Annotated in this window: 13 protein-coding genes; 7 read left to right on the plus strand and 6 right to left on the minus strand. The window is 65.8% G+C overall.

Annotated features, from left to right (window positions below; all coding sequences use genetic code 11):
• Positions 1–4 precede the first annotated feature (4 nt).
• Entirely contained in the window at positions 5–901 is an 897-nt protein-coding gene (locus ACQPZ2_RS23220; protein ID WP_433520369.1) for an enoyl-CoA hydratase/isomerase family protein, read from the minus strand.
• Positions 898–1,617 carry a PaaI family thioesterase gene (locus ACQPZ2_RS23225; protein ID WP_433520370.1) on the minus strand — a complete coding sequence of 240 codons (720 nt, stop codon included), beginning with the start codon at positions 1,615–1,617 and terminating at the stop codon, positions 898–900. Before ACQPZ2_RS23225 ends, ACQPZ2_RS23220 begins: the two co-directional genes overlap by 4 nt.
• Before the next feature lie 115 nt (positions 1,618–1,732).
• On the opposite strand from ACQPZ2_RS23225, the gene ACQPZ2_RS23230 reads away from it, so the two are divergent.
• Genes ACQPZ2_RS23230 through ACQPZ2_RS23255 form a run of 6 tightly spaced genes read left to right on the plus strand, consistent with a single transcriptional unit; the run spans position 1,733 to position 8,430 of the window.
• Positions 1,733–2,536, plus strand: coding sequence for an enoyl-CoA hydratase/isomerase family protein (locus tag ACQPZ2_RS23230; protein ID WP_433520371.1), 804 nt, complete (start codon positions 1,733–1,735; stop codon positions 2,534–2,536).
• Positions 2,527–3,327 (plus strand): enoyl-CoA hydratase/isomerase family protein, encoded by an 801-nt coding sequence (locus ACQPZ2_RS23235; protein WP_433520372.1) that lies wholly within the window; start codon positions 2,527–2,529, stop codon positions 3,325–3,327. The genes ACQPZ2_RS23230 and ACQPZ2_RS23235 overlap by 10 nt, the downstream gene beginning before the upstream one ends.
• Positions 3,327–4,838 carry a class I adenylate-forming enzyme family protein gene (locus ACQPZ2_RS23240; RefSeq protein ID WP_433520373.1) on the plus strand — a complete coding sequence of 504 codons (1,512 nt, stop codon included), beginning with the start codon at positions 3,327–3,329 and terminating at the stop codon, positions 4,836–4,838. The genes ACQPZ2_RS23235 and ACQPZ2_RS23240 overlap by 1 nt, the downstream gene beginning before the upstream one ends.
• The gene (locus tag ACQPZ2_RS23245) at positions 4,828–6,420 is read left to right on the plus strand and encodes a class I adenylate-forming enzyme family protein (RefSeq protein WP_433520374.1); all 1,593 of its coding nucleotides are present in this window, start codon (positions 4,828–4,830) and stop codon (positions 6,418–6,420) included. The genes ACQPZ2_RS23240 and ACQPZ2_RS23245 overlap by 11 nt, the downstream gene beginning before the upstream one ends.
• Positions 6,413–7,984, plus strand: a complete 1,572-nt coding sequence (locus tag ACQPZ2_RS23250; RefSeq protein ID WP_433520375.1) for a class I adenylate-forming enzyme family protein — start codon at positions 6,413–6,415, stop codon at positions 7,982–7,984. Before ACQPZ2_RS23245 ends, ACQPZ2_RS23250 begins: the two co-directional genes overlap by 8 nt.
• A 35-nt stretch (positions 7,985–8,019) precedes the next feature.
• Positions 8,020–8,430, plus strand: coding sequence for a PaaI family thioesterase (locus ACQPZ2_RS23255; RefSeq protein WP_433520376.1), 411 nt, complete (start codon positions 8,020–8,022; stop codon positions 8,428–8,430).
• A gap of 166 nt (positions 8,431–8,596) precedes the next feature.
• On the opposite strand, the gene ACQPZ2_RS23260 is transcribed toward ACQPZ2_RS23255, so the two are convergent.
• Complete coding sequence (locus tag ACQPZ2_RS23260; protein WP_433520377.1) at positions 8,597–10,090, minus strand: class I adenylate-forming enzyme family protein; 1,494 nt, start codon at positions 10,088–10,090, stop codon at positions 8,597–8,599.
• Entirely contained in the window at positions 10,090–10,599 is a 510-nt protein-coding gene (locus ACQPZ2_RS23265) for a DoxX family protein (RefSeq protein WP_433520378.1), read from the minus strand. Before ACQPZ2_RS23265 ends, ACQPZ2_RS23260 begins: the two co-directional genes overlap by 1 nt.
• Before the next feature lie 138 nt (positions 10,600–10,737).
• On the opposite strand from ACQPZ2_RS23265, the gene ACQPZ2_RS23270 reads away from it, so the two are divergent.
• Positions 10,738–11,925 (plus strand): acyl-CoA dehydrogenase family protein, encoded by a 1,188-nt coding sequence (locus tag ACQPZ2_RS23270; protein ID WP_433520379.1) that lies wholly within the window; start codon positions 10,738–10,740, stop codon positions 11,923–11,925.
• A 35-nt stretch (positions 11,926–11,960) separates the two neighbouring features.
• On the opposite strand, the gene ACQPZ2_RS23275 is transcribed toward ACQPZ2_RS23270, so the two are convergent.
• Together ACQPZ2_RS23275 and ACQPZ2_RS23280 are read right to left on the minus strand one after the other, a co-directional pair.
• Positions 11,961–12,182 (minus strand): hypothetical protein, encoded by a 222-nt coding sequence (locus ACQPZ2_RS23275; RefSeq protein ID WP_433520380.1) that lies wholly within the window; start codon positions 12,180–12,182, stop codon positions 11,961–11,963.
• Entirely contained in the window at positions 12,179–12,481 is a 303-nt protein-coding gene (locus tag ACQPZ2_RS23280) for a hypothetical protein (RefSeq protein ID WP_433520381.1), read from the minus strand. The genes ACQPZ2_RS23275 and ACQPZ2_RS23280 overlap by 4 nt, the downstream gene beginning before the upstream one ends.
• Positions 12,482–12,523: the final 42 nt, after the last annotated feature.

Genomic DNA, 12,523 nt, shown 5'->3' on the forward strand with positions numbered 1-12,523 from the left:
CTCGCTACGGCACGTCGGGTTCCTTGACATGGAAGTGTTCGTCGCGCAGCCGGAATGCCTCCTTGGTCCCGTGCTCCGCACGTGTCTTGACGAAGTTGAATTCACCCGGGGCGAATTGCAGATTGGTGCCGAATGCGTGGAAGAGATAGCTGGCCACTTCCTCGCCTTGATATGCCTGACTCTGTTCGACGAGCCGGAACGCCTCTTTCGCGATGACGACGCCGTCCGCGGGCATCTTCGCGGCCTTCTCGGCCCAATACCGCGCCCGCGCGGTGACCGCGTCCGGCTCGCACGTCTCGGTGAAGACACCGAGCTGTTCGATACCGCCCGCCTCGATGATGTCGCCGGTCAACAGCAGCCGACGCGCGAGCACCGGACCGAGCCGGTGGAAGAACATATGCAGGCTGCCGAGCGCGGGACCGAGGAAGCGGGTCGCGGGCATACCGACTTTCGCATCCCGCGCGATCACCGAAATATCGGTCATCAGCGCCATTTCGAAACCGCCGCCGAGTGCGTAGCCACTGATTTCGCCGACCGTGACCTTCGGAAAGCCGAGGAAATTGTGGTAGAAGTCGAACGATTTGCGGTCTACCGTCAGCCGCCGCCGTTGGCTGGGGCGACTCTTGGTGGGCCGCTTGCCGTTTCCGGCCCCTTCGCCGTACCAGCCGTAGGCATTGTTCATATCGGCGCCGGTGCTGAACACACCGCCCGCCCCGCGCAGCAGCACGACGGTGATGTCGTCGTCCTCGGCGATCTGGTCCAGATATCGGGCCAGACCGTCACGCATGGCCGCATCGTAGGAGTTGCGCCGACTCGGATTGTTCAGCGTGACAGTGGCGATCCTGTTGTCCGGGTCCACGTCGTAGAGCACGCGGCCGTCGGCGGCACTCGAACTGGTCATCTGTGTGTCTCTTCCTTCTCTTTCGGCGATCGCTTTCCGTATCGCGCGCCGGTCAGCCGCTCGGGTGGCAACGCGACCGTCTGGACGACCGCCGTGCACAGCACCTCGTCTTCCAGAATCAGCCGCGCCGCCGATTCGATGCCGGTCTCCCCCACCGACCGGACGATCTCGAATCGCAGCTCGACCAGAATCGGCGTCGGACGGCGATAGGTGACATGCAACGAGCGAGTCTTGCCGGTCAGGCCGACCGCACAACTCTGGTGCTGGACGACGGCATCGAAGAAGACCGCGAGGAACCCACCGTGCACGAGCCCGGGCGGCCCCTCGTGCACCAGCGGAAAGGTGACCCGGCCAACGGCCGCGCCGATGCCGAGATGGTCGAATCGGTATTCCGGGAAACACGGATTGTATGCGCCGATATCCGAGGCATGGTCCAGATAGACCCGCTGCGAAGCACTTTGGGTGGCGCCGACCCGCGGCGCCGGATCCGGCGGGATCGCCAGGACCAGTTCGCGCTCCCATTCGCCGAATTGCCCGAGCATGGCGTCGACGGTCGGATGGGGATGTTCCAACGACAGCAGTAACCCGCTGAGCCTGCGGATGGCGGCGGCCGCGGCCATGGTCTGCGGCAGCGGTTGTTCGCCGAAACGAATCGCCGATCCGGTCGCGGCCGTGGCCGTGGCGCCGTCCGGGGGTGTTTGCCCATGCTCGGCCATCGGACCTCTTTTCGTCGTCGATGCGTATCCGCTACCTTTGCAGAAGGCTAACGGTACTGTCTACTGTATATATATCAGTAGCGTGCGTCAGCAGCCGTGCCGAGGAAGGAATCCCATGCCGTTCGACACCATCGGATACGACGTCGACGGGCATACGGCCACAGTCACACTGAACCGGCCGGACGCCCTCAACGCGCTCAGCCCGCACATGATCACCGAGTTGCGGGCCGCATACGACGAGGCGGAGCACGACGACAAGATCTGGTCGATCATCGTCACCGGCGTCGGGCGGGCCTTCTGCACCGGCGCGGACGTGAAGGCGATCCCCGGCGACGGCAAGGTGATCAACGAGCGACCGTATCTGTCCACCTATGAGCAATGGGAAGCACCGCAGGAGGGCACACCGCCGTTTCGCGCCATGACCAAACCGATCCTGGCCGCGATCAATGGATTGTGTTGCGGCGCAGGGCTCGACTGGGTCACCACCGGGGATATCGTCATCGCCTCGGAGCGCGCGAGCTTCTTCGATCCACACGTCAGCATCGGCCTGGTCGCGGGCCGCGAGGTGGTGCGCCTGGCCAGGGTGCTGCCGCGTTCGGTCGCGCTGCGCATGGCGCTGACGGGTAAGCACGAACGGATGAGCGCGCAGCGCGCCTACGACTTGGGGATGATCACCGAGGTGGTCGAGCACGAGCGGCTCCTCGAGCGCGCACACGAAATCGCCGACATCGTCAATTCCAATGCGCCGCTTGCGGTTCGGGGCACCCGCCTGGCCATCGTCAAGGGCCTGGACGTGCCGCTGCACGAAGCGGAGATGCTGGCCGAATCGTTCCGCGAGCGCGTCACCCGCACCGAGGACGCGCTCGAGGGACCCAAGGCTTTCATCGAGAAGCGGCCCCCGGATTGGCAGTGCCGATGAATACCGAGTTCGAGACCATTCTGCTCCAGGTGGATCAGGTCGACCGGGTCGCCACCATCACCTTGAACCGGCCCGACTGCCTCAACGCCTTCGATCGCACCATGTGCGAGGAAATCGAACGTGCCTGGCATATCGTCAAATTGGACGATGCGGTCCATGCCGTCGTGGTGCGTGCGGCGGGTGATCGGGCATTCAGTGCCGGTTTGGATATCAAGAAGCCCTATGGGCAGCCCGCCAGTGTGTGGCATCACGAGGATCCCGGTGAGGCACTCAGCCCGAAGTGGCAGAAGATGTGGAAGCCGGTGGTGTGCGCCGTGCACGGTCTCTGCACCGCAGGCGCGTTCTATTTCGTCAACGAGGCCGACATCGTGATCTGTTCGACCGAGGCCACCTTTTTCGACTCGCACGTCTCGGCGGGGCTGGTCTCCGCATTGGAACCCGTCGGGCTCATGCGACGCGTCGGTCTCGGCGATACCTTGCGGATGGCGCTGATGGGCAATGACGAACGCGTCGGCGCGGACACCGCGTTGCGCATAGGGTTGGTGACCGAAGTGGTCGAGCGCGATCGACTCTGGGCCCGCGCGCACGAGATCGCGGCCACCGTCGCCGCCAAACCGCCCGCGGCCACGCAGGGCACGGTCAAGGCGATCTGGGAATCACTCGACAAGCCCTATCGAGCCGCGCTGGACCACGGCCTCATCTACACCCGCCTGGGCAATCCGATCGGTACCGCCCAACTCGCTGATGATTCTGCGCCACACCGTGTTTCGACCGAGCCGAGGATCCGGTGATGAACGACTACCCCGGCGCGGACCATCCACTGATCCGACGCATCGCCGATGTGCTCGACCTACGGCCGGACGCGCCCGCGATCGAATACGACGATCGGTGGTTCTCGTGGCGGCTGCTCGGCGATATGGCGCGCCGGATCCGCTCATACACCACCGAGCCCGGGACCGAGCCGCGAAAGGTCGGCATCCTGCTGCGCAACCGGCCCGAGCATGTCGCCGCGTTTCTCGGCGTCCTGCTCGGTGGCGGCAGTGTCGTGGTGATCAATCCGGGACGCGGTGACGACCGGATCCGAGCCGATATCGCCGCACTGCGGCTACCACTGGTCATCGGTCGCGCCAGCGATCTCGCGGCGCTGGTCACGCCCGAATCGGGCACGGCGACGGTGTCGATATCGGAATTGGATGTGGAACCGCACTCGACCGGGCAGCCGCACGATTTCGGCGCGGCCGAGCCGGGGGTGGCGATGCACATGCTGACCAGCGGGACGACCGGGCCCCCGAAGCGCGTCGATATCACCTACGACATGCTCGCGCGCAGTGTACTGGGCCCCGACCCGAGTCGTGCGACGCCGCCCAGCGAACCCCGCCGTGGTGTCGCGATCGTCAATGCGCCGCTGGTCCACATCGGCGGCATATTCCGAATACTGCAGTGTGTCATCGAGGCCCGGCCGTTCGTGTTGTTGCCGCGGTTCGAACTCGGCAGCTGGGCCGAGGCGGTGCGTGCGCATCACCCGGCCGCGGTATCGCTGGTGCCCGCCGCATTGCGCACGGTGTTGCATTCGGATCTGGGCAAGGACGATCTGGCGGGCATCCGCGTCGTCACCTCCGGCACGGCACCGCTATCGGCCGCCGATGCCGATGCCTTCTACGAGAAGTTCGGGATCCCGGTCTTGACGTCTTATGCCGCAACGGAATTCGGTGGCGGCGTCGCGGGCTGGACGCTCGCCGATCACCGGCAATACTGGAATGTCAAGCGCGGCAGCGTGGGTCGCGCGAGCGGCGGTGCTCGGCTGCGGGTCGTCGACGAGGACGGTACGGTCCTCGGGGCCGACCAGCCCGGTCTGCTCGAGGTTGTCCCCGGCCAGCTGGGACCGTCGGCGGACTGGATCCGCACCACCGATATCGCTCGCCTCGATGCCGACGGATTTCTGTGGATCCTGGGGCGGGCCGATCAGGCGATCATCCGGGGCGGGTTCAAGATCATGCCCGACGATGTGCGCAACGCCCTGGAAAGCCATCCCGCTGTGCGGGGGGCGGCGGTGGTGGCCCGGCCCGACCAGCGTCTCGGGGAGACACCGGTGGCCATGGTGGAACTGCGCGACGGCGCGACCGCCGAAACCGACCAGCTGGTCGTGTTCCTCCGAACTCGTTTGGCGGCCTACGAGATTCCCACTCGGATCGTCATCATCGACGCCATTCCACGAACACCGTCCGGAAAAGCGGATCTGAGCGCGGTGCGACGGCACTTCACCGAACCCGCGGCTGCCGCGCGAGGCGACAATGGCCGCTGAGTCCCCCACCGTGGCGCGGCTGCTGCACCGGCATGCCCGAACCCGCCCCGATCATCCGCTGTTGATCTGCGACGACGAACGCCTCAGCTATGGCGAAGCGCAGCGCCGCTCGGCCCGGCTCGCCCGCGGATTGATCGCGCTCGGGGCCGGTAAAGGCACACATATCGGGTTGCTGTATCCCAACAGCGCCGACTTCGTCGTCGGCGCGCTGGCGGCCGCGCGGATCGGCGCCGTGATCGTCCCGTTCTCGACCTTCGCCACCGCCAGGGAAATGCGCGAGCAGTTGGTCGACGGTGATATCCGAATTCTGCTGGCCGCCGACAGCTTTCGCGCCCACGATTACGTCCGACGGCTGACCGAGGTGCTCACCAGCTCGAAATTCGGCTCCGGGGGCAGGTTGTTCTGCAGTATGGTCCCGCAGCTGCGCCACGTCGCGATCAGCTACAGCACGGACCTGTACCGCGTCCGCAGCATCGAGGGTCTCGCCCACTTCGCCGAGTCCGTCGACCAAGCGCTGCTGACCGCGATGGAAAACGATGTCGACGGCTCGGACCCGCTGGCCATCATCTACACCTCCGGATCCACCAGCGCGCCCAAGGGAGTCGTGCACACGCACGCCGCGCTGCTCGACCACCAGCAGAACTTGAACGAGATCCGCGGCCTCACCGGGGCGGACATCCTGTTCTGCAACTCCCCGTTCTTCTGGATCGGCGGATTCACCTTCGGGCTGCTGGCGACCCTGGTCGCCGGATCGACGCTGGTGTGCTCGAACGCCACCGACGCCGGTGCGACCCTCGATCTGCTCGAGGCCGAAAAGCCCACGATGACAAATGGTTTCGCGGCAGCCATCGCCCACCTCGCCAGGCATCCCAGCTACGCCGATCGCGATCTGTCCAGCATGCGCCGCGGCAACCTGTACTCGATCATGGCCGAAGAAGTGCGCCCGCGCGATTCCGAGCTGCGCCACAATATGCTCGGTATGACCGAGGCGGGCGGTGTCGTGCTGCTCAGCGGTGACGAATCCGATCAGCCGGAGCAGCGCCGCGGATCATTCGGCAAGCCCGCTCCCGGGTTCGACATCAGGATCGTCGACCCGGACACCGGTGCCGACGTCGAGACCGGTGAGATCGGCGAGCTGTGCATCCGTGGGCCCTATGTCATGCAGGGCTACTACAAGCGCAGCCGAGAGGAGAGTTTCGACGCCGACGGCTGGTTCCGCACCGGTGACCTGGTGCGCGTCGACGCCGACGGCTTCGTCTACTTCATCGGCAGACACGCTTCGATGATCAAGACCGCGGGCGCGAACGTCTCCCCCGGCGAGGTGGAGAAGGCCATCGCCAAGATCACCGCAGCCACCGCGCATGTGCTCGGCATTCCCGGTCCGGATCGAGGTCAGACGGTCGCGGCGGTGATCGTGACACCGAACGGCGGCGCCATCGACGACATGCGGGAAAGACTGCGATCGGAACTGTCGGCGTACAAGATTCCCCAGCGGTTCGTGTTCGCGCGCGCCGCGGACATACCGATGCTCTCCAGCGGCAAGGTCGATGTCCGACGACTCCGAAAGATGTTCGATGCCTGAGGATGGCGCGGCGAGCGCACGCACCGTCGACGCACTGCTGCGACTGCGCGCCGACCACAATGGAGCCGACGCGGCGGTCATCGATCCGACCACGCGGCTGACCTACGCCGAACTGGACGCGACGACACGCGAGCTGGCCGCGGCATTCGTCGAGGCCGGTGTCGGGAAAGGTACCCGGGTTGGGCTGATCATGCCCAATAGCGTCCGCTGGGTGCAGTTCGCGGTCGCGCTCACGCGTATCGGTGCGGTGCTGGTCCCACTCAGCACCTTGCTGAAGACGCCGGAACTGGTTGTGCAATTACGCGTCGCCGCAGTGGAATTCGTGATCACGGTCGAGGAGTTCCGTGGGCACCGCTACATCGCGGGCCTCAGAACCGAGCTGGGACTACCCGACGACGCGCCGATCCAAAACCCGGCGCTACCCGCGCTACGGCGGGTATGGACGGTCGATCAGGCGATTGGGCTGCCTGTCACCGCGGCGGCCACCGAAGTCGCCGTCGCTCTGGCGCGCACCGTTGCCGCCGCCGATCCGCTCACGATCATGTTCACCTCTGGTAGCCGGAGTCTGCCCAAGGGCGTAATCCACTCGCACGGCAATGCATTCGGGGCCGTGCGCTCCGGACTCGCCAGTCGATGCATCGACCGCGGCACCAGGCTCTACCTGCCGATGCCCTTCTTCTGGGTGGGCGGCTTCGGTGGTGGCATTCTGTCCGCAATGCTGGCGGGAGCCACCTTGATCACCGAGGCGATTCCGCGACCGGAAACCACCTTGCGACTGCTCGAACGCGAGCGGGTCACCCTCTTTCGCGGTTGGCCCGATCAGGCCGAAGCACTTGCGCGCCGAGCGGATACGATCGGCGCCGACCTCTCGGCGCTGCGGCCGGGCAGCCTCGAGGCACTATTGCCGCCCGAGCAGCGCTCGCGACGCGGTGCACGCGCCAACCTGTTCGGCATGACCGAATCCTTCGGCCCCTACTGCGGTTACCGCGCCGACACCGATATGCCCGACACCGCGGCGGGCAGCTGCGGGCGACCGTTCGCCGGTATGCAGGTGCGCATCGTCGATCCGGCGGACGGCCGCCCGGCACCCGCGGGCATAGTCGGTGAGATCCAGCTCCGCGGACCGCATACGCTGCGCGGCATATGCCGACGCAGTCGCGAAGACCTGCTGACCATCGACGGGTTCTACCCCACCGGAGATCTCGGCCATCTCGACGAAGACGGATTCCTGTTCTATCACGGCCGCTCCGACGATATGTTCAAGGTCAGCGGCGCCACCGTCTATCCCAGCGAAGTGGAGCAAGCCCTGCGCGGTATCGGCGGTGTCGAGAACGCGTTTGTCACCAATGTCTTTCAGGGACACGGCGATCAGGTGGCCGCGGCCGTGGTGGGCCGTATCGCCGTCGATCAACTCCGCATCGACGCCCGGCAACGCCTCAGCGCCTTCAAGGTGCCGACGATCTGGTTGCTGCTGGAATCCGATGAGGGCATCCCGCGCGGATCGACGGGCAAGGTCGATATCACGGCACTGCGCGACCTGCTGTCGCGTCTCGGCAGCAACTGAAATACAGCGCGTTCGACGACAAGGTGAGCGAAGACATGACAGCGATGCAAGCGATCAGTGGGCTCCTCGACCACATCGGATTCCGCCGAAACGGCGGCACGGACGCCTCACCCGTTTGGGAGCTTCCGGTCGCGCCACACGTGGTCAACACCTCGGGCGGACTACAGGGCGGGCTCATCGCGACACTGGCCGATATCGCCGCGGGCACAGCGGCATTGGCGACGCGACCCAACGGCGGCGGCGTGGTCACCTCGGATCTGAGTGTCCGCTATTTCCGTCCCATCACCGACGGCGCGGCGCGCGCCGTGACCAAGATCGTGCACGCGGGTAAGCGGTCGGTAGTCGTTCAGGTCGAAGTGCGGGGCGTCCCAGGTGATGAGTTGGCCGCACTCGCGACCGTCAACTTCGCCACGGTCAATTTCAACACCGGTACGTCGGAGCTGTAGCCGTGCGCGGCCGGGTTCACCGGCCGGAACCATAGCCGAGGGCAGCCGCATTCACCAGCCGGAACCGCAGCCGAGCGCGGCCGGACTCGTCGGCCAGAACCGTAGCCGAGCACGGTCAAGTCTGCCGCGATGCGAGCCAGTGCCGCGGGCGAACTCGCCCGCGCAGTCATTCGCGGCCGTACATGGCCGCCACCTCGTCCAGCTTCGCCTTCAATGCCGCATTGCGCGGCAATCGTTCGACCACCGCTATCTCGACCGGCACATGATGGCTCGGGAGTACTTGCCGGACCAGTTCTTTCAGTTCGGACTCAACCGGGACACGCGCGTCGCGCCGCACCTCCACCGCGGCGAAGGGCACCTGACCGAGGCGCGCATCGGGCACACCGACCACGCAGGCGTCGCGGACCGCGGGATGTCCGAGCAGCACCTTGCGTACGGTCTCGGGCAGGATCTTGAATCCACCGCGATTGATCGCGCCGTCACCCCGGCCGTGCACCGTGACGAAACCGTCGGCATCCACCGAAGCGAGATCGGTCGTGCGCACCCAATCCGGGCCCAGCACAGCCACTTCGGCTTCCAGAAAGCCCTGCGCTCCGACCGCCGCTTCGGATCCGGTCACCGCGTCGATCACGCGGACCCGCACACCCGGCAGCGGCCTGCCGACACTGCCCTGCTTGGTGGCACCGAATCGCCGATGCAACTCGGGTGTCCACGCGCAGACCGAGCCTGCGAATTCGGTCGCGCCGTATGCCCATAGCAGCGGAATACCGTAGCGCTGCTCGAATTCCGCGCGCAGTTCCGGTTCCAGCGGCCCGGAACCACCGGGCAGATATTCCAGCGAGGCCAGGTCTTCGCGTGGGACATCGGCCTGCAGAATCATTCGCAGAATGGTCGGCTGCACGCCAGCGCGCCTGATCCGGTAGGTCTTGACCGCGCGAACCCACTCTTCGACGCTGAACTTCTCCAGCAGCACCATGCGCTTGCCGAGAAACGGACCGGCGAGCAACTGGCAGATGCCGACACTGCCGAATGGCCAGTACACCAGTTCCGGCGGATCGTCGGGAGCGGCGGGTTCGCCGCCGGTCATCGTCCGGACCGTATGTTCAAGTGCGGACAGCGGAATCGGCACCCGTTTCGGTGGTCCCGTCGTTCCGCTGGTCAAGATATGCAAGCCGGGTACCTCTGCCACCGGATCCGCACTGCGAGTGCGTGGTAGCACCGTCTCGATCCGCGGCGGATCCGATGAAAGCGCAACTCCGGCACTACCGACTCGTTCGCACGCCGCGAGCACCGGCGCGGTCCAATCCTGGTGGTCGGCGATCACGGCGCTCGGCCGCAGTTGCTCGATATCGCGGGCCATGGACTCGGTGGACTGATAGGAGTTGATCATCGCGATCGGGCGCGACTCGGCGATGCATCCGAGCACCGCCGCCGCATGCGGTACGCGGTTGCGAACAATGATGGCGACCCGCTCGGATGTGGAGACATCGGCGAGCGCGAGTTCGATGGCAACGGTGCAGTCCACGATCTCCTCGCCCGTGTACCACCGCTGCTCGAACTCGATACACGGCCGGTCGCCGTAGTCGGCGAGTCGAGCCGCCAATTGGTCCGCGAATTCGGCAGTGCCGCTGGCATTTTCGTCGCGCTTGTGTTTGGTCATCAGGAATCCGTCGTAGCCTGCGGCCGGTAGAAGATCGCGAGTTGCCCGATGCCGGATGCCGCTCCGAGACCGGCCGCGATCGCGAAACCTACCCAGCCATCGGGTTGATCGGCATCGAAGAGCAGCCGATCGATGCTGATCCGCCCGGGGCCGAGCGTCGCTACGACTATCGCCGCCACCGCGAGCACCATGTTGTACTCCCAGCCATTGCCCACGATGAAGAATCCATTGGACCGATGGACGGTCCACGCCGCCACCAGCATGAGCGCGACGAATCCGGCCGCGGGGACCGGGGTGAGCAGGCCGAGCGCGAGCGCGATACCGAAGCCGACCTCGCAGCCCGCCGCCAGGCGCGCGTGCAGCGCCCCGGGTTTCATCCCGATGCTGTCGAACCAGGCGGCCGTTCCGGCGAGACGTCCGCCGGAAAAGATCTTGCCGTATCCGTTCGAGGCCATGGTCAGACCGAGGCACGCTCGCAGTAGCAATAGACCGACGTCGTATGCATTCATCACAGCACCAATACATGGAGAACGGAGGTCTGGCACCGGTCCGCCGGGGCTGGGCACGAGCGCTACCGTATTCCATACCGCTGGTATTACAGTAATGGTCATACACACTTGCCGGGCGGTCAACCAGGAGGCCATGTCATGACGAGTTCGTCCACCGGCGGCTGTGCGGTCGCACCGGAGGATTTCCGCGAAATCCTGGCTCACACCAGGAAGTTCGTCCGAACCGTCGTCGTCGAGCGGGAGCGCGAGATCGCCGAAGAGAACCGGATGCCCGACGATATCGTCGAACAGGCCAAGGCCATGGGGCTGTTCGGCTACGCGATCCCCCAGGAATGGGGCGGGCTCGGCCTCGATCTCGCACAGGACGTCGAATTGGCAATGGAATTCGGCTACACCACGCTCGCCCTGCGATCGATGTTCGGCACCAATAACGGGATCGCGGGCCAGGTACTGGTCGGATTCGGCACCGAGGAACAGAAGTCTCGGTGGCTCGAGCGCATCGCCTCCGGTGAGGTGGTGGCCTCGTTCGCACTCACCGAATCCGGGGCAGGTTCCAATCCGGCATCGTTGCGAAGTACGGCGGTCAGTTCCGGTGCGGATTGGATCATCAACGGCGAGAAGCGATTCATCACCAATGCTCCCGTGGCGGATCTGTTCGTCGCCTTCGTACGCACCCGTCCGGCCGACGAAAACGGCGCAGGCATCGCGGTATTCCTCGTGCCTGCGGACTCCCCCGGCGTCGAGGTCGGACCCAAGGACCGCAAGATGGGTCAGGAGGGCGCGTGGACGGCGGAGGTGCGATTCCGAGATGTGCGCGTCGGCCCCGAGGCGCTGGTCGGCGGCAGCGAGGATATCGGCTACCGCGCGGCGATGACCTCACTGGCCCGCGGCCGGATCCATATCGCCGCACTCGCGGTCGGCGCCGCACAACGCGCCCTCGACGAGTCGGTGGCCTACGCCGCGACCGCCACTCAGGGTGGCACTGCGATCGGTCAGTTCCAGTTAGTGCAGGCCATGATCGCTGACATGCAGACCGGGGTCATGGCGGGCCGGGCGCTGGTCCGCGATGCGGCGCACAGTTGGGTCGCGGGTGAGGACCGGCGCATCGCGCCATCGGTCGCAAAACTGTACTGCACCGAAATGGCAGGCAAGGTAGCCGATTTGGCGGTACAGGTACACGGCGGCACCGGCTACATGCGTGATGTGGCCGTCGAACGCATCTACCGCGATGTCCGGCTGCTGCGACTCTACGAGGGCACCAGCGAGATCCAGCGCCTGATCATCGGCGGCAGACTCGTCAAGAACGCCCAACGCCGTCAGCAATAGACCCGTATCGACAGCACGAAGGCTTGAAACGGCGATCATGCCAGCACATCATCTAGGCTGCTCGCCGTGAGCACCCGCGCTGCCCACACCTTCAGCTGCTCCAACCCGGCCCCACGAATAGCCCCCTCCGCCGAATCGGGCAGCCGGCCAAACTTCAACGCCAACAGCTCAATCAACATCGCCGCCCGCCCGCGCACTTCACCACGGGCCTCCCCACGCGCTTCGCCCTCTGCACGCAATTTGTCGGCAGTAGTCACGATGACCTCCTTGGCTTCGGTCCCGAGTTGATCGGTCGGCGCTCGCGTCCTCGAGCCGCGCCCTCTCGAGCCAGCACGTCATCAAGACTGCTCGCCGTGAGCACCCGCGCTGCCCACACCTTCAACTGCTCCAACCCACCATCACGAATAGCCTGCTCAACCGAATCGGGCAGCCGACCGAACTTCAACGTCAACTGCTCGATCAACGCCGTCGCGCGCCCCCGCGCCTCACCCCGCGCTTCACCTTCTGCGCGACCTTCTTCACGACCTTCTGCGCGCAACCTGTCAGCGGCAGTCAAAATGACCTCCTCGGCTTCGGGCCGAGTCGATCGATCCGCGCT

The sequence above is a fragment of the Nocardia pseudovaccinii genome (genome assembly GCF_050942345.1).
In the GTDB taxonomy this organism is placed as follows: Bacteria; Actinomycetota; Actinomycetes; order Mycobacteriales; family Mycobacteriaceae; genus Nocardia; species Nocardia pseudovaccinii.